Source organism: Deltaproteobacteria bacterium (genome assembly GCA_029210625.1).
Taxonomy (GTDB): Bacteria; Myxococcota; Myxococcia; order SLRQ01; family SLRQ01; genus JARGFU01.
In genome coordinates this window covers 61,218-80,027 of the sequence record JARGFU010000001.1, presented here as the reverse complement: position 1 = coordinate 80,027, position 18,810 = coordinate 61,218, and the positions used below count along the sequence as shown (strand labels likewise).

16 protein-coding genes and 4 tRNA genes are annotated in these 18,810 nt (G+C 72.2%); 9 read left to right on the top strand and 11 right to left on the bottom strand.

Annotated elements, in window-relative coordinates; translation table 11 throughout:
- Positions 1-2: 2 nt before the first annotated feature.
- Both P1V51_00375 and P1V51_00370 read right to left on the bottom strand, forming a co-directional pair.
- A complete protein-coding gene (locus P1V51_00375; GenBank protein ID MDF1561461.1) occupies positions 3-1,943 on the bottom strand; it encodes a hypothetical protein in 1,941 nt (646 codons plus the stop codon).
- Between the two features lies 1 nt (position 1,944).
- Positions 1,945-2,211: a hypothetical protein gene (locus tag P1V51_00370; protein MDF1561460.1), complete on the bottom strand. Its 267-nt coding sequence runs from the start codon at positions 2,209-2,211 to the stop codon at positions 1,945-1,947.
- 56 nt (positions 2,212-2,267) lie between these two features.
- Here P1V51_00370 and P1V51_00365 point away from each other — a divergent pair, with 56 nt between their 5' ends.
- Complete coding sequence (locus tag P1V51_00365; protein MDF1561459.1) at positions 2,268-2,942, top strand: hypothetical protein; 675 nt, start codon at positions 2,268-2,270, stop codon at positions 2,940-2,942.
- 70 nt (positions 2,943-3,012) lie between these two features.
- Here P1V51_00365 and P1V51_00360 read toward each other — a convergent pair whose 3' ends face one another.
- Genes P1V51_00360 through P1V51_00345 form a run of 4 tightly spaced genes read right to left on the bottom strand, consistent with a single transcriptional unit; the run spans position 3,013 to position 11,675 of the window.
- On the bottom strand, positions 3,013-5,331 hold the full coding sequence (locus P1V51_00360) for a serine/threonine protein kinase (GenBank protein ID MDF1561458.1): 2,319 nt from the start codon (positions 5,329-5,331) through the stop codon (positions 3,013-3,015).
- Positions 5,332-5,362: 31 nt separating this feature from the next.
- Positions 5,363-7,396: a serine/threonine-protein kinase gene (locus P1V51_00355; protein ID MDF1561457.1), complete on the bottom strand. Its 2,034-nt coding sequence runs from the start codon at positions 7,394-7,396 to the stop codon at positions 5,363-5,365.
- Entirely contained in the window at positions 7,393-9,486 is a 2,094-nt protein-coding gene (locus P1V51_00350) for a serine/threonine-protein kinase (GenBank protein MDF1561456.1), read from the bottom strand. Before P1V51_00350 ends, P1V51_00355 begins: the two co-directional genes overlap by 4 nt.
- On the bottom strand, positions 9,483-11,675 hold the full coding sequence (locus P1V51_00345) for a serine/threonine protein kinase (GenBank protein MDF1561455.1): 2,193 nt from the start codon (positions 11,673-11,675) through the stop codon (positions 9,483-9,485). The genes P1V51_00350 and P1V51_00345 overlap by 4 nt, the downstream gene beginning before the upstream one ends.
- Before the next feature lie 80 nt (positions 11,676-11,755).
- On the opposite strand from P1V51_00345, the gene selD reads away from it, so the two are divergent.
- The 8 genes from selD to P1V51_00305 all read left to right on the top strand — a co-directional run bounded on the left by selD (position 11,756) and on the right by P1V51_00305 (position 15,600).
- Positions 11,756-12,799 (top strand): selenide, water dikinase SelD, encoded by a 1,044-nt coding sequence (gene selD, locus P1V51_00340; protein ID MDF1561454.1) that lies wholly within the window; start codon positions 11,756-11,758, stop codon positions 12,797-12,799.
- Between the two features lie 63 nt (positions 12,800-12,862).
- Complete coding sequence (locus tag P1V51_00335; protein MDF1561453.1) at positions 12,863-13,705, top strand: N-acetylmuramoyl-L-alanine amidase; 843 nt, start codon at positions 12,863-12,865, stop codon at positions 13,703-13,705.
- A 95-nt stretch (positions 13,706-13,800) separates the two neighbouring features.
- Entirely contained in the window at positions 13,801-14,544 is a 744-nt protein-coding gene (rph, locus tag P1V51_00330; protein ID MDF1561452.1) for a ribonuclease PH, read from the top strand.
- On the top strand, positions 14,541-15,170 hold the full coding sequence (rdgB, locus tag P1V51_00325; protein ID MDF1561451.1) for an RdgB/HAM1 family non-canonical purine NTP pyrophosphatase: 630 nt from the start codon (positions 14,541-14,543) through the stop codon (positions 15,168-15,170). The genes rph and rdgB overlap by 4 nt, the downstream gene beginning before the upstream one ends.
- A 64-nt stretch (positions 15,171-15,234) precedes the next feature.
- A tRNA-Pro gene (locus tag P1V51_00320) sits at positions 15,235-15,308 on the top strand.
- A gap of 19 nt (positions 15,309-15,327) precedes the next feature.
- Positions 15,328-15,401: transfer RNA gene (locus P1V51_00315), tRNA-Arg, on the top strand.
- Between the two features lie 33 nt (positions 15,402-15,434).
- Positions 15,435-15,509, top strand: a tRNA-His gene (locus P1V51_00310).
- Positions 15,510-15,527: 18 nt separating this feature from the next.
- Positions 15,528-15,600 (top strand) — tRNA-Lys (locus tag P1V51_00305).
- Between the two features lie 239 nt (positions 15,601-15,839).
- Here the strand turns inward: P1V51_00305 and P1V51_00300 are convergent.
- The 5 genes from P1V51_00300 to P1V51_00280 all read right to left on the bottom strand — a co-directional run bounded on the left by P1V51_00300 (position 15,840) and on the right by P1V51_00280 (position 18,771).
- Positions 15,840-16,256 carry a hypothetical protein gene (locus tag P1V51_00300; protein ID MDF1561450.1) on the bottom strand — a complete coding sequence of 139 codons (417 nt, stop codon included), beginning with the start codon at positions 16,254-16,256 and terminating at the stop codon, positions 15,840-15,842.
- Positions 16,253-16,960 carry a cytochrome c biogenesis protein CcdA gene (locus tag P1V51_00295; GenBank protein ID MDF1561449.1) on the bottom strand — a complete coding sequence of 236 codons (708 nt, stop codon included), beginning with the start codon at positions 16,958-16,960 and terminating at the stop codon, positions 16,253-16,255. Before P1V51_00295 ends, P1V51_00300 begins: the two co-directional genes overlap by 4 nt.
- Before the next feature lie 7 nt (positions 16,961-16,967).
- Positions 16,968-17,216 carry a thioredoxin family protein gene (locus P1V51_00290; protein ID MDF1561448.1) on the bottom strand — a complete coding sequence of 83 codons (249 nt, stop codon included), beginning with the start codon at positions 17,214-17,216 and terminating at the stop codon, positions 16,968-16,970.
- 9 nt (positions 17,217-17,225) lie between these two features.
- Positions 17,226-18,371, bottom strand: a complete 1,146-nt coding sequence (locus P1V51_00285; GenBank protein MDF1561447.1) for a permease — start codon at positions 18,369-18,371, stop codon at positions 17,226-17,228.
- Between the two features lie 103 nt (positions 18,372-18,474).
- Positions 18,475-18,771 carry a metalloregulator ArsR/SmtB family transcription factor gene (locus P1V51_00280; protein ID MDF1561446.1) on the bottom strand — a complete coding sequence of 99 codons (297 nt, stop codon included), beginning with the start codon at positions 18,769-18,771 and terminating at the stop codon, positions 18,475-18,477.
- Positions 18,772-18,810: the final 39 nt, after the last annotated feature.

Genomic DNA, 18,810 nt, shown 5'->3' with positions numbered 1-18,810 from the left:
GCCTAGGCCTCCCCCCCCACCGGCTCCGCGCCGGCCACCGGGCGCTGGGGGGAGAGCGAGGCGAGATCGAGGGCGCCCTCCCGGACGGTGCGGTAGTGGTGGAGCTCGACGGGATCGAAGCCGTACCAGCTTCGCTCGAAGCTGTAGGTCAGCTCGTGGAAGCGCTTGCGGGCGACCTCGGGTCCGTCGAAGCCGCGGACGTGCTCCCAGTTGGTCTGCTCGGAGCGGTAGGCGATGTGGCCGGCGCGATCGAGGATGCCCAGGAGGGCGAGGTAGGCGGCCCGGAGGGCCTCGCGCAGCTCGCCGCGGGCGGCCAGGGCGTCGGCCTCGGCGAGCCAGGCGTCGGGGGCCCGGGAGAGGGCGTCGTACTGCGGCCCGCGCACCTCGTCCTCCTCCTCCTCGCGCTCGGAGGCCGAGCCCAGCTCCTCCTCGAGCTCCTCCTCGGTGGCCCCCAGGGCGCGCACCACGGCCACCCCGATGCCGACCCCGGCCACCGTCAGCAGGGCGGCCCAGAGCAGCCAGGAGAGGTTCGCCGGGAGGAGGGGGCCGTCCCAGAGGGGCTCGTCCCGCTCCTTCGGGTCGCGCTCGAAGAGCTCCTCGAGCCAGTCGAAGAAGCGCTCGAGGAGGCGAGAGAGCCAGGTCTCGCGCTTCTCCGGCTCCTCCTCGAGCTCCCTGCCGGTGAGGCGGGCCCGGGTCTCGCGCTGGAACTCGGGCCGCGCGAGCACCTCCGTGAGGAGGCGATCGACGGGCTCGCCCTGCACCGGCTCCTGGTCCGCGAGATACTCCATCTCCTCGAAGGCCCGCTCCAGCCGCGCCTCGGCCCGGCCGATGGCGCCCTCGTCGAGGTCCCGCTGCAGCTGCTCGGTCAGGGGAGCGAGGGCCTGCTCGGCCTGGGCGTCCAGGCTCCCGAGGACCTCCTCGGCCAGCTCGGTGTCCACGGCGGCGCCCCGGTCGATGGCCTCGTTGGCCACGTCGATGAAGCGGTCCGCCACCGAGGAGGCGCTCCGCTCGCCCTGCGCCCGGGCGCTCGCCGGGCCCCCCGCGAGCGCGGCGCCGAGGCCGACGAGGGCGAGGAGGCCGGCGACCCGGCTGGCCCGCGGCCGGCTCCCCGGGCGCCGGCCCGCCTGCGTGTCCTCGAGGGCGCTGACCTGCGCCTCGAGGTCGAGGGCATCCCGGCGGACCCGGGCGTCGAGGTAGAGGAGGGTGAGGCTGGTGTGGCGCAGCCCCTCCAGCAGGGTCAGGGCGATGGCGCCCACCGCCGGGAGGAAGATCGGGTTCGCCGGCGAGAGGAGGCGGCCGAGCAGCGCGGTGTCGAGATCGAAGAGCGAGGCGCCGAGGGAGAGGCCGAGGGAGACGGCGAGCCAGAGGTTCGCCGCCAGCAGGCAGACCCCGGAGAACCAGAGCGCGGTGAGCAGGGCGGCGGCGGTGACCCGGTCGCGCAGGAGCTTGCGGCCGGCGCCGACCACCCCCCAGGGCGGGCAGTCGCGGCGCAGCACCAGGGGCAGCGCCAGGTAGACCCCGGCCCAGGCCACCAGCGGCAGGCCCGCCACCAGCAGGGAGAGGAGGGTCACCCAGAGGGAGAGGGAGCCGGCGGCCATCAGCGAGGGGGCGCGGCCGAGGGCCTGCCGCAGGGCGTCCCGCACGGCGAGGGGGCGCCCGCTGACCTGCTCCATCACGAGGAGGGAGACCGCGCCGCCCGGGACGTAGCGCCAGAGGGCGGCGGCGGCGCAGGCCAGCGCCACCAGCAGCTCGGTGCGCTCGTCGAAGGCGGCCTCGGTGGCTCCGTACCAGAGGACGAGCGAGAGGAGGGCCACCGGGGCCATGCCCAGGATCGAGATCCAGACGATGGCCGGCTCGGACGCGCTCACCGTGAAGGCGCTGTCGATGAGGGCGAAGATCCCCCGGGGCCGCAAGGTGGGCGTGGCCGCTCGATCGCCGTCCACGTCAGCCCCAGAGGAGGGCCGAGAGACCCATCCAGTAGAGGGTCAGCCCGCCGAAGGAGAGGATCAGGACGATCCACGTCATCAGGCTCGCCTCGGAGCCCTCCCAGTGGCTCGGGACGGCGGCCCGCTTCATCTGCGCGATGCAGCGGTGGCAGCGGTGGATGCCGTCGATCGGGGTCGAGCACTCGATGCAGATCACGTCCCGGCAGATGATGCAGACCCCGACGGCCACCCGCTTGGGGTGGTTGGTGCAGCGCCCCGAGAGCACGGATTCGACCGTAGCACAGGTGGCCTTGCGCCACGCACTCGTGGGAGACTCCGCGGATGAGACAGACGGTGGATGCCATCCAGGTCGTCGAGAGAATCTGGCGCGAGCACCGGACGGCCCTCCTGGCTCGCTCCTCCACCGCGCTGGCCGAGGTCGCGCGCAGCCTCGACGGCCCCCGGGCGGATCCCGAGCAGGCCCTCCAGGCGATCGAGCGGGGCATGGCCCTGCCCGAGCGCAACCTCGAGGCGGCCCTGCAGGAGGGCTTCGAGGTCCTCGCCCCCCGGGCGGGGATGGACGCCCGCCGCCTCGGGATGGCGCTCCTGAAGGCCTCTCCGGAGATGGCGCGCTGGTACGCGGCGGCGCTGGCCGAGTCGGTGGGCGACGGCCTGGTCTCGGCCTGGCGGCTCTTCGATCATCCCTCGCCGATCCGCTGGATCTGGCTGCGCGACCTCTCCGGCCCCGCCCTCTTCCACATCCGCGACGGTGAGGTCGAGCGCTACTCTCCCTCCGAGCTCATCGAGCCCCTCGTCGCCCGCTACGGCAAGGTCCCCCGCGCGGTCCTCAACCGCCTCGACCAGGGCCCGGCGACCCCCACCGAGATCGAGTCCCTCGTCGGCACCACTGGCCGCCACGTCCTCGACGCGCTCCACCGCTTCCTCGTCGTCCGCCGCGTCGCCGGTCACTACCGCAGCCGCGGCACCGCCGTGCACTTCCTCCGCGACGCTGTGTAGCCGCGGACGCCCCTCTTTCTCGCAGCTCGCAGCTCGCAGCTCGTAGCTGGTAGCTGGTAGCTCGTAGCTCCTAGCGCGAGTGGGTGGCCTTGACCACGAGGGTGCGGTTCGGGCGGCGGCCGGCGGCGAGGTCGAAGATGCGCAGATCGACGCCGCCGCGCATGAGGGCGCCGTCCTCGAAGACCCCGATGGCGGGCTCGGGGGTGGAGAGGCCGCTCCAGGTCTTGAGCATCGGGCCCCGGCTGTAGAGGCAGGGCGGCTGATCGCCGAGGTAGATCTCGTAGCGCTCGGTGACCTTGAGGTGCTGCAGGTAGGGCAGCCCCAGCTTCGCCGGTGAGAAGCTGTGCCGGCGGGGATCGAGGGTGACCTCCCGGAAGCGGCCCCGGTCGGGCTGGATGCGGACGATGAGCTGGCCGGAGTCGTCGTCGATGTTGTCGTCGGCGAAGAGGAAGTGCACCCGGTGGGCGCCGGCGGGGATCTGGATCGGCTCGGCGGAGGAGAGCACGCCGCGGTCGAGGGAGGCGTCTCCGCGGAGGCGCTCGACCACGTAGTAGGCCTGGGTGGTCGCGGCGGTGACCATCGGATCGGCGAGGAAGGCGGCGCCGGTCATCGAGAGGGTGTTGCGCTGCTTGGGATCGAGGCCCCGGGAGATCCCTCCGAGCTTGCGGACGTCGAGGGTGCGCACCGTCACGCGCTGGGGCGTCGGGTCGAGCTTCTTGCCGGTCTGGCCCATCTCGGCGGCCAGATCGCCCAGCGCGCCGGCCAGCCCCGAGATGTTGGTCTGGGCCTCCTTCTCGGCGGCCTGGCGGATCGCCTCGTCGAGCTCCTCGTCGGTGGCGGTGACCACCGGCGCGACCGGCTGGCGCTCGGGGGCGAGGTCGTAGGTGACGGTGGTCGAGCCGGTGGTGGAGGCGGTCACCGAGGCCATCCTCGGCTGGTGTCCCGCGAGGCGCAGGGTGAGGCCGTACTGCTGGCCGGGCGCCAGCCCCTGGAAGACGTAGGGGGTCTCCTGGCCGGTGTCCTCTCCGTCCAGGAAGATCCGGGCCCCGGGGGGCTCGCTCTCGATCGCCAGCACCCCCACGCCGGGCACCCGCTTCATGGAGGACGCCGCGGTGAGGCCGGCCGCCGCGAAGATCACGGCCAGGAGGGCGCCGAGGCCGCCCCAGATCACGGGGCGGGGCAGGGGCCGCCGGGGGCGGGGCAGCGGGGCCTCGGCGGTCGAGGGGTGGATGAGGTCGGCGCTGGCGAAGGAGCCGCTGTCGGTCCCCGCGGTGTCCACGCCGGTGTCACCGCTCTCGAGGCGGCCGCGCTCCTCGGCCGTGCCCGGCAGGGCGCTCTCGCCGGAGCCGGCGGAGCCCGGGGAGGTGGGGGTGGAGCGATGGTGGCGGCGCTCCCAGAGGGGGACCTGCTCGAGGAAGCTCTCGGGGAGCTCCACCGCCTGGCCGGTGGCCTCGATCTCCGGCTGGTAGAGGTAGCGCACGAAGTGAGCCACCGAGGAGGAGGTGAAGCGCGGGGCGGCCTTGAAGAGGAAGGCGCCGATGGCCTCCTGCATCTCGGCGGCGGACTGGTAGCGATCGTCCGGGGAGACCGCCATCGCCTTGAGCACGATCCGCTCGAGGGAGGGGGGGATCTCGGGCTCGAGGGCGCGGGGCTTCGGGAAGTGCCCCTTCAGGATCGACTCGAGGACGTCCATCAGCACCCCCGAGTAGGGGCGGCGGCCGGTGAGCAGCTCGTAGAGGACGATCCCCGTGGCGCAGACGTCGGTGCGCGCGTCGATGGGCCGGGAGCGGGCCTGCTCCGGCGCGAAGTAGAGGTACTTGCCCTTCAGGGCGCCCGCGCGCGTGTCGCCGGCGAGGTTGGCGGCCTTCGCGATGCCGAAGTCCACGACCTTCACCTGCCCCTCGTAGGAGATCATCACGTTCTGGGGCGAGACGTCGCGGTGCACGATCCCGAGGGGCTTGCCCGTCTCGTCGCACTTGCGGTGGGCGTAGCCGAGGCCCTTGCAGACCTCCATGGTCACGAAGCAGGCGATGGGGATCGGGAAGGCGAGCCCGGCCTCGGTCGTCCGGGTCAGCACCGAGGAGAGGGCCTGCCCCTGCACGTACTCCATCGCCAGGTAGTAGCTGCCGTCGATCTCTCCGAAGTCGAAGACCTGGGCGATGTTGCCGTGCGAGAGGCCCACCGTGACCCGGGCCTCGTCGATGAACATCTTGAGGAAGCGCGGGTTGTCGGCGAAGGCCGGCAGGATCTTCTTGACCACCACCACCTTCGAGATGCCGGCGGCCGCCTCGTAGCGGGCCAGGAAGATCTCGGCCATCCCGCCCCGGGCGAGCCGGCGCAGCAGGCGGTACTTCCCGAAACGGGTCTGGGTCTTGCTGCGGGCGGCCACGAAGCGTCCTCGATCGCGTGCGGTTCCGAGTCTACTCCGGATGGGCCTCGCTCGCAGGGACGAGCCGGATCGAGAGGGTGTAGGGCGTGTCGGCGGGCGCGTCGCCGATGACCATCAGCTCGAGGAGCTCGACCCCGAAGAGCCGGGCCTCCTCGCCGTCGCGCAGGAGCCCGAGCGAGCGATCGACCTCGCCCTGGCGGGTGAAGGCCGCGCCGACCTGGAGGGGGTGGATCCAGAAGAGGGGGGGCGCCAGGGCCGAGGCCTCCAGCGAGATCCGATAGTGCTCTCCCGGGCGCAGGCCGCGGAGGGTGACCCCGCCGATGGTGTCCGCCCGGAAGACGTTCCGGCGGGGATCCACGTTGTACCGGCGCTTCTGCTTGCCCCGCCGCGCCTCCACGACCAGGGTGCCCGTGTTGTCGTCGATGCCCATGGGATCGCAGATGGCGAGGCCGACCCGCCCCGGGCCCTTCAGCTCGAGGGGGGCTCCCGGCCGCAGCAGGAGGAGCTGGCCGGTTCTGCCTCGCTCGACGCGCACCAGCACCGTGTGCAGGCGACGGGGGACCACCCCGCCGAGGGAGACCTCTCCCTCCACGCTCAGCCGGGTCGGCGAGCCCCCCGGGAGGGGGAGCCAGACCCAGGGGAGGGTGGCCGGATCGATCGAGAGGGCGGAGTGCAGGAGGATCCGCTCCCCTCCCTCGGGCAGGAGGCTGTCCGTCCCGGGCTGGCGCAGGATCGGGCGGCCCTCCTCGTCGCTCAGGCGCGGGCCCGCCGGGGGTGGCGTGGCGGGCGGCGGCGCCGGCCGGGGGGAGGGGCCGTGGGGCAGCGGCTCGGGGGCCGGCGGACCTCGCGGCGCCTCCGGGAGCGCCTCCCCCGGGGGCTCCCTCGCCGGGCCGGCCCACCAGCCGGCGAGCCCGGCCAGCCCGAGGAGGAGGGCGAGCCCGGCGAGGATCGGCCGCCAGGGCCGGGCGGGGGCCGCAGCCGGCCGGCTCCCCGTGGCGCCGCGCTGCCCGGGCAGGGGCAGGGCGGCGGTGCCCAGGTCGGGATCCTCTCGTTGCCCGGGCACCTCCCGCGACCAGTGAGCCATGGCCTCGGCGTAGCCCTCGGGGAGGCGGGCGAGGCCCTCCGGTGCGCTCTCGCGATCGATCCAGCAGAGGTAGTCGGCCAGATCCTCCTCGCTGACGGGGAGCCCGGCGTCGCCGAGCCAGCCCTCGAGGGCGGCGCCGAAGGCCTCGGCGGTGGGGAAGCGCTCGGCGGGATCGCGGGCCATCGCCCGCTCGAGGATCGCCTGGAGCTCGGCGGGCAGCTCGGGCTCGACCATCGAGGCGGGCGCCCACCCGCCCTCGAGGATCAGGCGGCGCACCGTCTCCGGCTCGCCCTTCACCGGGAGGGAGCCGGTCAGCAGCTGGTAGAGCACCGCGCCGGCGGCGAAGACGTCGGTGCGACGATCGACGGCGCCGTGGGAGAGCTGCTCGGGCGAGAAGTAGACCAGCTTGCCGCGCACCATCCCCGGGCGGGTGCGGGAGACGACGTCGCGGGCCCGGGCGATGCCGAAGTCGGTCAGCTTCACCTGGCCGCTGCGATCGAGGAGGACGTTCTGCGGGGAGACGTCGCGGTGGACGATGCCCAGGCGGCGCCCCGCCTCGTCGAGCTGCTCGTGGGCGAAGTGGAGGCCCGCGAGGAGCCCCCGCACGACGAAGACCGAGATCCCGAAGGGGATGCGCTCGCCCTGCTGCCGGGCCGCGCGCCAGAGCTCGAAGAGGGAGGGGCCGTCGATCCACTCCATCACCAGGTAGAGCTCTCCGTTCTCGGCCTCCTCCTGGCCGAAGTCGAAGACCTGCACGACGTTGGGGTGATCGAGACGCATGGCGATGCGCGCCTCGTTCACGAAGCGCTCCCGGGCCAGCGCGTCGGAGGCGCGCAGCCCCTTGATGCGCTTGACCACCACCTTCTTGGCGACGCCGGCCGCCCCGATGCGCTCGGCGAGGTGCACCTCGCCCATGCCTCCCGCGCCCAGGGGGCGCAGCAGGCGATAGGGGCCCAGGCGGGAGGGGTCCTGCTCGTTCACCGCCGCCGCCCCTTCTTCCCGCGCGGCCCGAGGAGGCGCTGCTGGAAGATCTTCGAGACGCCGACCTGCCTCACCTCGACGAGGAACTGCGCGACACCCGCGCCCTCGTGGACGCCCTCGGGGGCGTCGAGCAGGGCGAACCATACGGCGCCGATGCCGTCGAGCCTCAGGGTCTCCCCCTCCTCGATCAGGCCCCAGAGATCGTCCCCGGTCAGGCCCGCCTTCTTGCGGCTCCCCCACTGGAGCAGGTCCACGGGGGTGGAGACCCAGAGGAAGGTGGCCTTCTCCCGCTCGGCCTCCTCGCCGGAGCCGGGCACCCCCAGCCGCGGGATCATCTCGTAGTGCCAGTTCGAGTCGATGCGCACGTAAGGCAGGCGGTGCGCCCAGGGGTCCGTGATCTGGCCCGGGCCCAGGCGGATCGGCGGCGCCCCGGGAGCGGGGCGGATCGCCTCGAAGCCTCCCTCGGGGAAGACGAAGCGGCGGCTGCCGTAGGAGCTGGGGTTGAGGAGGAGGAAGCGGAGGGTCTGGACCGACCCGTCGACCTCGAAGCCGGGCGCCTGGACGAAGCGCGGCCGGCGCCGCCCCTTCAGGGTCTCCTCCACGAGGACCAGCTTCCGGGTCCCCATCCACTCGCCGCCGATCATCATCCTGCCCTCGAGCTTCACCTCGCCCGGCCCCTCGGCCAGGTAGGGCTCGAGGGAGGAGAGATCGAGGAGGACGTCGTCCAGCTCGAAGCGCAGGAGGATCCACCCCTGGTCGAGGGCCTCGCTCTGCCGCGCCGAGCCGTCGGCCGGGCGCTCCGGCAGCCGGGGGAGCGCGGGCCGGGGGTCGGGCGGCGGCGGTGGTGCCCGGGGCTCGGGGGGAGGGGGGCTGGCCGGCTCCTCGGGCAGCGCGGGCCCGGGCTCGGGCCGGTGGCCGACGAAGCGGGTGGTGGTCGAGGGCTTGACCAGCCACCAGAGGCCGAAGCCGCCGGCGGCCACCGCCAGGATCAGGAGCGGGAGCAGCGCCTGACGCAGGGTGCGCTCCAGGCGGGTCATCGGCGTCGCGGCGGTGGTGGGCAGGGCCGCCGCGGCCAGGTCGGCCGAGAGCAGGGCCGGGCTGCCGGCGAGGAGCGGCCGGGCCCAGGCGGCGAGCTCGGGCGGGAAGGGCCGGGGGGCGACCTCGTGACCGACCGCCTCGGAGAGCTCGGCCGAGGCGACGTGGGCGAGGTAGTCACGCACCACGGCGTCGCTGACCGTCGGCGCCTCCCGGTGCAGCCAGTGCTCCAGCGCGGTCGCCAGCGCCTCGCCGGTCTGCCAGCGGGCCTCGCGCTTCACCCGCAGCGCCTGCAGGCAGATCTCCCCGAGGGGAGCGGGCAGCCCCGGATCCCGCACGCAGGGCTCGACGAGCTCGCCCCGGCTGATGGCGCCCAGGACGTCGACGAGCTCGCCGTCGAAGGCGCGCACGCCGACGAGGGCCTCGTAGAGGACCGCGCCGAGGCCGAAGAGATCCGAGCGCCCGTCGAGGGGCCGCATCCGGATCTGCTCGGGGGAGAAGTAGAGGTACTTCCCGCGGGTCACGCCGGGCCGGGTGAGGGTCGCGCTGTTGGTGGCGCGCGCCACGCCGAAGTCGATGAGCTTCACCCCGCCGTCCTCGGCCAGGAGGATGTTCTGGGGGCTCACGTCCCGGTGGACGATCCCCAGGGGCTCACCGGAGGCGTCGCGGCGCTCGTGGGCGTGGTGGAGGGCCCGGGCGACCCGCTCGAAGATCCAGGCGACGACCGGCACCGGCAGGCGCTGGTCCCGGGCCGCCGCGGCCCGATCGAGGGCGAGGAGGGAGATCCCCTCGACCAGCTCCATCACCAGGAAGTAGCTGCCCTCGGCCTCGCCGACGTCGAGGACGTGGGCGATGTTCGGGTGCTCGAGGCCGATGGCGATCCGCGCCTCGCGCAGGAAGAGCTCTGCGAACTTCGGATCCGAGGCGAGGTCGGAGCGCACGCGCTTGAGGGCCACGCGCCGGCCGACGGGGCTGCGGGCCACGAAGACCTCGGCCATGCCTCCCTCGGCGAGGGGCCGGAGGAGCTCGTAGCCGCCCAGTCGCCCGGCGCTCACTTCGCCCGCTCCTCGGCGGCGATCTCGTCGAGCTCCCGGCCCGGTCCGAGGTCGCGGATCTGGAGGCTCAGGGAGCCCACCACCTGCTCGGGATCCTCGGCGATCACGAAGACCCAGAGCTCGTTCACGTGGTCGAGGGTGAAGCTCTTGCCGTCCCCCACCACGGTGAAGACCGGCGCCGAGGCCTCGGGGGAGCTGCCCCCCAGGGTGGTCAGGGAGCGGAAGCCGGCGAAGAAGACCTGCTCGGGGAAGACCGGCGAGGCCACGCCCGGCGCCTCCTCGGGGTGGAGCTGCACCTCGATCTCGATCAGCCGGTAGCCGTTGAGGGGCAGGAGCTTCAGCCCCATCCGGCGCAGCTGCAGCCGCTGGGTCTCGAAGCGCAGGCTGACGCTGCCGCTGCGGGTGCGCACCACCAGGGAGCCGGTGGGCCAGGCGTCGACCAGGTCGCGCATGGTCGGCGAGTCCGAGCGAGCGGTGGCCGCGTCGAGGAGGATCGCGTGGAGGGCCTCGTGGCCCTTGCCCAGGCGCAGCGGCCCCTTCCGGGAGTCGATCAGGCCGAAGCGATCCGGCACCGCTCCCCTGCCGTCGGCGTAGTAGAGGGCCTGGTGGATCGGCTGGAAGCCGGAGAGGACCTCGACCCGGCCCTGGGCGCGGATCGTGTGGGGACGGCGGGGATCGAGGGGCAGGTGGGCGGCGTTCTCGACGAGCTTCTCCCGCGAGAGGGTGAGCTCGCGCAGGGGCCAGGGACCGGCCCGGCCGGTGCCCACCGGCGCGTCGTTGCCCAGCCCCGCGGCGTTGCCGAGGGCGTGGGCGATGCTGGGCTGCACGCGGGCGTAGATCTGCTCCCCCTCGACCGGATCCGCCTCGTCGGTGGTGGGCTCCGGAGGCAGGAGCACGGGGGCCTTCGGGCGGGGGGCGAGGACGAAGCGCAGGCGGTCGCCGCCCACCACGATCCGCCGGCCGGGCTCGTGGCCCTCGAGCGTGGCCTCGACCCGGTAGGGGTGACCCGGCTCGAGGCGGCTGGTCTCGAAGGGGGCGGTGCCCTCGAGGCCGAGGTCCGGGAAGGAGATCCGGGCGCCGGTGGGGTTCGACTCGATCCGGGTGGCCGGCGGCGGCGCCTCGCTCCGGCCCAGGAGGAGGGCCGCGCCGAGCCCCAGCGCCACCACCGCGCCCAGGGCGAGCGCGAGCCGCGAGGCGCCGGCCCGGCCGGTCGCCGCCGGGGGCTCCGCGTCGCCGTGGGTGGGCTCGCCCGAGATCGTCCGCTCCTCGTCCTCGTCCCAGCATTCCTCCACCAGGGCCCGGGTGGCCTGGGCCGGCGAGAGGGCGTGGGCCTCCCCGCGCAGCCAGCCTCGCAGGGTGGCCTCCATGGCGGCGGCGCTCGGGCGCGCCCCGGGCTCCTGGGCGAGGGAGGCCCCCACCAGCTCGACCAGCGCGCGGGGCAGCTCGGGCTTCAGCTCCGCGAGCGGGGGGAAGTCGCCGCGGACGATCTTGCCGAGCACCTCGATGAGCTCGCCCTCGAAGGGGCGGCGACCGGCGAGCAGCTCGTAGAGGACCACCCCGCAGGCGTAGACGTCGCTCTTGCCGTCGAGGGGCTGCTGCTTCACCTGCTCCGGCGAGAAGTAGAGGTACTTGCCCCGGGCGACGCCGGGGCGGGTGAGGTTCTGGGAGTCGCGGGCCTTCGCGATGCCGAAGTCCACGACCTTCACCGTTCCGTCGAGGGCGACCAGCACGTTCTGGGGGCTGATGTCGCGGTGCACGACCGGCAAGAGGCGCCCCGCCTCGTCCACCCGTCCGTGGGCGTGAGCGAGGCCCGCCGCGGTCTCGGCCAGGACGTGAGCGGCGACCTCGATCGGGAAGGGGCGGCGCCGGACCTTCAGGGCCTGCAGCAGATCGAAGAGGGCCGGCCCCCGCACGTACTCCATCACCATGAAGTAGTGGCCGTCCTCCTCGCCGAAGTCGAAGACCCGGGCGATGTTCCCGTGCTCGAGGACCATCGAGAGCTGCGCCTCGCGCAGGAAGAGATCCACGAAGGTCTGGTCCTGGGCGAAGGTGGGCCGGATGCACTTGAGGGCCACCTGGTGCCCGTGAGGCGAGCGGGCCACGTAGATGTCCGCCATGCCGCCGCGAGCCAGGTGGGTCTCGAGGTGATAGCCGCCCAGGCGGCTTCCTTCTCCGGGAGCAGTGCGCATGAGGCCTCGCAAGAGGATAGGCGGCATCGCCCGGCGCTGACCACCTGCGCCCGGAGCGATTCGGGAGTATGACTGTGTCCATGCCCTCCAACGAGAGACTCACGCAGTACAGCCACGGCGCTGGTTGAGCCTGCAAGCTCCGCCCGAAGGAGCTGGCGCAGGTGCTGCGCTCACTGCCGCCGATCACCGACCCGCGCGTCCTGGTGGGGACCGACACGCGGGATGACGCCGGGGTGTACCTGCTCGATCCTCGCACCGCGCTGGTCTTCACCACCGACTTCTTCACCCCGATCGTCGACGATGCCTTCCAGTTCGGCGCGATCGCCGCGGCCAACGCGCTCTCGGACGTCTACGCCATGGGCGCCGATCCGATCATGGCGCTCAACCTCCTGGCCTTCCCCCGCACCCTCGACCTGAAGATCGCCAGCCGCATCCTGGCGGGCGGCTCGTCGGTGGCGAAGGAGGCCGGGGTGCCGCTGATGGGCGGCCACTCCATCGACGACCGCGAGCCGAAGTACGGCCTGGCGGTGGTGGGGAAGGTGCACCCGAAGCGGCTGCTCACCAACGCCGGCGCGCGGCCGGGCGACCGCCTGATCCTCACCAAGCCCCTGGGCAGCGGCATCCTCGCCACCGCCATCAAGGCCGGGCGGGCGAGCCCCAAGGAGATCCGCGAGGTCAGCCGGGTGATGCGCACCCTCAACCGCGGCGCGAGCGAGGTCGTGCGGCGCTTCCCGCGTGGCGTGCGGGCGCTGACCGACGTCACCGGCTTCGGCCTCCTCGGCCACCTCCTGGAGATGCTCGAGGCCTCCGGCGTGGGCGCCGAGCTCGAGCACGCCAGGATCCCGATCCTCTCCGCCGCCCGAAGGCACGCCGAGGGCGGCGAGATCCCCGGAGGCTCGAAGGCCAACCTCGAGGCCGTCGCCCCGAAGGTGCGCTTCGGCAAGCTGCCCGAGCTCGAGCGGATCCTCCTGGCCGACGCCCAGACCTCCGGCGGCCTGCTCATCTCGGCCTCCCCCCGGGTGGCGGACAAGCTGCTCCTCGCCCTTGAAGAGGCGAAGACCCCGGTGGCCGCCGAGATCGGGCGGATCGTCGAGGGCAAGCCCCGGGTCCGGGTGCTGGGTTAAAGCCCCCAGCGCACCCGCAGCCCGAAATTTGACGTAACCGTCCGGCGCGATAGCTTCTCGAACGTGAAGCCCCTCGCCCGAGCCGCCGGCCTCGTCGGCGCAACGCTGCTCTTGCTCTCGTCCGCCCCGGTGGCGGCCGAGGAGGTCGCGGTGGTGACCCTGCCGGCGCCGGGCGAGGGTGGCTCCACGACGATTCCGGAGGCGGAGCCGAAGCGCAGGCTGCTGGTCGCCCTCGACGCCGGCCACGGCGGCGCGAAGTTCGGCGCGGTCCGCGGCGACCTCATCGAGAAGGACATCGCCGCCAGCGTGGTGCAGGCGCTCAAGATCCGGCTGCTCGCCAGCGGCTATCAGGTGATCGAGACCCGGCCCGGGGACGAGGACGTCGAGCTGCGCGACCGCGTGCAGAAGGCGAACGACGCCGAGGCCGACCTCTTCATCTCGATCCACTGCAACTCGATGCCCTACGGTCCCGAGGGCCGGAAGGTGCGAGGCGCGGAGACCTTCTTCCTCTCCGCCGACTCCACCGACGAGGCGGCCCGCCGCCTGGCCGAGTACGAGAACGGCGAGCCCCTCTCGCAGGACGAGATGGCCTCGGCCAACCCCCTCGACGCGATCCTCTACGATCTGCAGGTGAGCGCCGCGCACCAGGACTCCTCCCGCCTCGCTCACATCGTGCAGGAGGCCCTGGTCGAGGCCACCGGCTTCCCCGATCGTGGGGTGCGGCAAGCGCCCTTCGCGGTGCTCAACGGGGCGAAGATGCCGGCCGTGCTGGTCGAGCTGGGCTTCCTCTCTCACCCGAAGGAGGGGAAGGAGCTGGGCGACGCCGGCCTGCAGAGCCGCTCCGCGACGGGCATCCTCGGCGCCATCCTGAAGTTCGCGAAGATCCTCGAGCAGCGGGACGAGTAGGGCCGGGGCGCAGGGCTCTCCCGGGAGAGGCCGTGGACGTGCACGTGGACGTGGACGTGTACGGGGGCGGCTGGTTTGCAGTAGGTTGCCCGCCCATGATCGTCGAGCGAAACGGTAGAGGCTCCGCCGACCTCCGAGAGGTCGTCATCACCCCGAACTACACCCGCCACGCGGAGGGGTCGTGCCTGATCTCCTGCGGGCACACCAAGGTCATCTGCACCGCCTCCTACGGTGATCGGGTGCCGCCCTTCCGGGCCGGCTCCGGCGCCGGCTGGGTGACCGCCGAGTACGGGATGCTGCCCCGCGCCACCCACACCCGCTCCGATCGCGAGGCCGCGAAGGGGAAGCAGAAGGGGCGCACCCAGGAGATCCAGCGCCTCATCGGCCGCAGCCTGCGGCAGGCGGTGAACCTCGAGGCCTTCGGCGAGCGCTCGCTGACCCTCGACTGCGACGTCATCCAGGCCGACGGCGGCACCCGCACCGCCTCGATCACCGGGGCCTACGTGGCCACCGCCATCGCGCTTTCGCGCCTCATCGCCGACGGGACGATCCCGGAGGCCGCCCTCTGCGAGCCGGTGGCCGCGGTGAGCGTCGGCCTGATCGGCGACGAGCCCCGCCTCGACCTCGACTACGCCGAGGACGCCAACGCCGAGGTGGACATGAACGTCGTGGGCACCGCCAGCGGCCAGCTCATCGAGGTGCAGGGCACCGCCGAGGGCCGGACCTTCAGCCGCGCCCAGCTCGACTCCCTCCTCGATCTGGCCCTCGCGGGGATCGCCTCGCTGGCCCAGAAGCAGCGGGCGGCCATCGAGCAGGCCCTCGCCGGAGACCGCGCGTGAGGCTGGTCGTCGCGACCCGCAGCGCCCACAAGCTAGAGGAGCTCTCCCGGATGGCGCGGGAGCGCTTCGGGGAGCGGCTCGAGCTGCAGTCCCTCGACGACCTCGACCCCGAGGGCAAGCGCCTGCCCGAGATCGTCGAGGACGCGCCCACCTTCGCCGGCAACGCCGAGAAGAAGGCCCGCACCATCAGCGAGGTGCTCGGGGAGTGGGTGCTGGCCGACGACTCGGGCCTCTGCGTCGATGCCCTGGACGGAGCGCCGGGGATCTACTCGGCCCGCTACGCCGGGGAGATCGGCCCCGAGCGGGACGAGGCTAACAACCGCAAGCTCCTGGACGAACTGGTGGACGTCGCCGACGAGGATCGCGGCGCCGCCTTCGTCTGCGCGCTCTGCCTCGTCGCGCCCGACGGCCGCGTCTGGCACCTGGAGGAGCGTTGCCTGGGCAGGATCGATCACGGCCCGAAGGGGAGCGGCGGCTTTGGCTACGATCCTCTCTTCGTCTCCCACGAGCCGGGCCAGGATCGCGTCCGGACCCACGGTGAGCTCTCCGCGGAGGAGAAGGACGCCATCAGTCACCGGGGGAAGGCCCTGCGGGCCCTGCTGCCCCTGCTGGAGACCCTCCTCTAGAAAAGTGGCGATCGACCTACTTGCTTTCGTGGGGGCCTTGGAATAAATCCACGCTTCCTGTCAGCGGGGCGTGGCGCAGTCTGGTAGCGCACCTGCTTTGGGAGCAGGATGTCGGAGGTTCGAATCCTCTCGCCCCGACAAGAAAAACGAATAGGATGCGCCAGTAGCTCAGGTGGATAGAGCAGCGGCCTTCTAAGCCGCTGGTCGGGGGTTCGAGTCCCTCCTGGCGTACTGGCGCCACCAAAAAGACGAATACGAAGCTATGGTGACCATAGCTCAATTGGCAGAGCGCCGGACTGTGGCTCCGGAGGTTGAGGGTTCAATCCCCTCTGGTCACCCTCCAGATCATCCCCATACGGGGGCGTAGCTCAATTGGCAGAGCAATGGACTCTTAATCCATAGGTTGAAGGTTCGATTCCTTCCGCCCTCACAGGACGCCCGCCCGATCTACCTCGATCGGGCGGGCGTTCTACCTTAGGGCGGCCCTACCTCCGCACGGCGGGCGCAGGCGGGCGTCCTGTTCGGGCGGAAGGGGCCGATTACCCGTTGGCAGCACGCGCGTTTTTGGCACAGCCCAAAAGGCGCCCGAACCCGAAGGGTTCGCCGTTGGCCGCACGCGCGTTTTTGCAGCGCCAAAAAGGCGCCCGAACCCGGAGGGTTCGCCCCCCCTCAGTGCTTCAGGGCGGCGGTGAGCTGGTCGGCAGTGACCTCGCCCTGCAGCAACTCGACGACGGTGGCGGTCTCGTCGATGAGGTAGATCGCGGGGAGCGCGAGGATCGGCTTCTGCTGCTGGTAGAAGGCGACCTGCGGGCCGTCGACGTCGATCTGCAGCTTCTCCACCGGCAGCTTCGCCGGGGTGCCCAGCGTCTGCTGCAGGGCCGCCCAGCTCGCCTCGACCTTGGCCTTCGTGCAGTCGCAGGCGCCCTGCTTGCCGACGAAGACGACCCGCTTGACCACCTGGCGGGGGGTCGCGGCCTCGGCCGGCGCGGCGGTCTCAGCCGGCGCGGCGGGTCGGGAGAGAGACACCGGCTCGTTACAGGCGGCGGTGAGGGCGAGGAGGGCGAGGAGGGGAGCGGTGAATCTCATGACAGACCTCGATAGCCGAAGTAGAGCCCGACCAGGACGATCACGACGCCCGCGCCCTTGCGCAGGATGGCCAGGGTCCCGGTCATCTTCTTGTTCTCGATGAGGGTGCGCGCGGCGCCCATGGAGGTGCCGGCGATGAGGATCAGCAGACTGTGGCCGAGGGCGTAGACGAGCAGCAGCAGGCCGCCGTACGCCACCGAGGCGCCCGAGCCGGCCAGGTAGGTGAGCAGGACGACGAGGATCGGCGCCGCGCAGGGCGCGGAGACCAGCCCGAAGAGCAGGCCGAGGATCAGCGCGCCGAGCAGGCCGCGGGTCCTCGGCTGGATCCGGCCGGCCAGCGAGGGGATGGGCACGGTCACCACGCCCATCAGGTGGAGCCCCATCACCCCGCAGACGGCGGCGACCACCCAGTTCCAGGCGCTGGAGACGTCGCCGTAGAGCTGGCCGGCGAGCGCGGCGACCATGCCCAGCGCGGTGAAGGTGAGGGAGAGCCCCAGGACGAAGACGGAGGAGAAGCCGAGCGCGCGGAGCACCCCGGGCCTCTCCTCCCGCCGGCCGGCCACGAAGCTCATCGTCAGCGGGATCATGGCGAGGACGCAGGGGTTCGAGGCCGTCAGCAGGCCGCCGACGAAGACCGCCGCGATGGCGAGCCACGGGTTCGTGTCGATGTACTGACCCGCGTTCTGAACCAGCTCGTCAAGCATCGGCGCTTCAGCGCTGGCCCGCGCCTTCCCGGAGCCAGGCCTCGAGCTGGGCGGGCTTCGGGAGGTTGCCCACCGACTTCACGGTACCGTCGATGACCAGGGCCGGCGTGAAGGGCACGCCGTAGCTCATGATCTCGTCCATCTTCTCGACCTTCACCACCTCGGCGTCCGAGCCGGTGTCGGCGACGGCCTGCTCCACCAGCCGGTAGAGCTTCTGGCACTTGGCACATCCGGTTCCCAGGATCTCGACCTTCATCACGACCTCCTAGAACAGCGCTCCGTAGAGCAGACCTGCGAGGGTTGAGAGCACGATCACCAGCCCGATGAACACCAGGGTCTTCCGGGTGCCCATCACGCTTCGGATGACGAGCATGTTGGGCAGGGAGAGCGCCGGACCCGCGAGCAGCAGCGCCAGCGCGGGTCCCTTCCCCATGCCCGAGCTGCGGAGCCCCTCCAGGATGGGCACCTCGGTGAGGGTGGCGAAGTACATCAGGGCGCCCGCCACCGAAGCGAAGAGGTTGGCGCCCAGCGAGTTGCCGCCCACCATCGAGGCGACCCACTCGTCGGGGATCACGCCGCGGCCGCCATCGGGGCCACCGAGCAGGAAGCCCGCGACGAGCACGCCAGCCAGGAGCAGCGGCATGATCTGCTTGGCGAAGGTCCAGCTCGACTCGGTCCAGTCGCCAAGCTCGTCCCGCTCGAACCAACGCCAGAGGGAGAAGACGAGGACGAGGGCGAACCCGCCGGTGACGATCCACTTCACCGAGTGGACGCTGGTCCAGACGCCCGTGTCCTTCTCGGCCGGAGCGCCCCAGTTGGCGAAGACCAGGATGCCGACCAGGGCGGCGAAGTAGACGCCCTCCTGCCAGAGCGTCCGGCCCCGCTCCTCGACCGGCATCAGGACCATGCCCTCGGCCTGACGGGCGGCCTCCTCCTTGCGGAAGAAGAGGTGCATGAGCAGGCCGATGATCACCGAGAAGGTGATCGCCCCGACCGCGCGGGCGATGCCCAGCTCGAGGCCCAGCACTCGCGCCGTGAGGATGATCGCCAGCACGTTGATGGCCGGCCCGGAGTAGAGGAAGGCGGTGGCCGGGCCGAGGCCGGCGCCGCGCTGGTGGATGCTCGCGAAGAGGGGCAGCACCGTGCAGGAGCAGACCGCCAGGATGGTGCCGGAGACCGCGGCCACCGGGTAGGCGACGAGCTTCCTCGCGGCCGGGCCGAGGTACCTCATCACCGAGCCCTGGCTGACGAAGACGCTGATGGCGCCGGCGATGAAGAAGGCCGGCACCAGGCAGAGCAGCACGTGCTCCCGGGCGTACCACCGGGTGAGCTTCAGGCCCTCGCCGACCGCCGACAGGAAGCGCTCGCTGTCCACCGGCAGGAACCAGCAGGCGGCGAAGACCGCCAGCATGAGCAGCAGCTTGCTTCGCTCCTTCACCGGGAGGCCCTCGCCGGAAGTGCATGGCAATATGGCCAAGTTGGCAATATTGGCTCAAAAAAAACCGCGGGGACCATCAGCTGCGCTCCTCGAGGACCTGGGTGGCACAGGAGAAGAAGTTCATCACGCAGGGCGTCAGGAGCGAGTAGTAGACGACGTTGCCCTCCCGGCGGTCCTCGACGATCCCGTGACTGCGCAGCACCGCGAGGTGCTTGGAGACGGTGGAGCGGTCCGAGCCGACCAGCTCGGTGAGCTCTCCGACCGAGCACTCCCCCCGGGAGAGCCGGTCGACGATCTTCAGGCGCGAGGCGTTGGCGAGGGCCTTGAGCACCCGCGCTTGCTGCTTGAAGACCTTGTCGTCGGAACAGGGCATGGCTTCTCCGGAGTGAGACGCACGATTCATGTGGCAACA

Coding starts and splice junctions, on each gene's coding strand:
- P1V51_00365 (MDF1561459.1), top strand. CDS start 2,268: ATGAGACAGACGGTGGATGCCATCCAGGTCGTCGAGAGAATCTGGCGC.
- P1V51_00345 (MDF1561455.1), bottom strand. CDS start 11,675: ATGCGCACTGCTCCCGGAGAAGGAAGCCGCCTGGGCGGCTATCACCTC.
- rph (MDF1561452.1), top strand. CDS start 13,801: ATGATCGTCGAGCGAAACGGTAGAGGCTCCGCCGACCTCCGAGAGGTC.
- P1V51_00300 (MDF1561450.1), bottom strand. CDS start 16,256: ATGAGATTCACCGCTCCCCTCCTCGCCCTCCTCGCCCTCACCGCCGCC.
- P1V51_00295 (MDF1561449.1), bottom strand. CDS start 16,960: ATGCTTGACGAGCTGGTTCAGAACGCGGGTCAGTACATCGACACGAAC.
- P1V51_00290 (MDF1561448.1), bottom strand. CDS start 17,216: ATGAAGGTCGAGATCCTGGGAACCGGATGTGCCAAGTGCCAGAAGCTC.
- P1V51_00285 (MDF1561447.1), bottom strand. CDS start 18,371: ATGCTGGCGGTCTTCGCCGCCTGCTGGTTCCTGCCGGTGGACAGCGAG.
- P1V51_00280 (MDF1561446.1), bottom strand. CDS start 18,771: ATGCCCTGTTCCGACGACAAGGTCTTCAAGCAGCAAGCGCGGGTGCTC.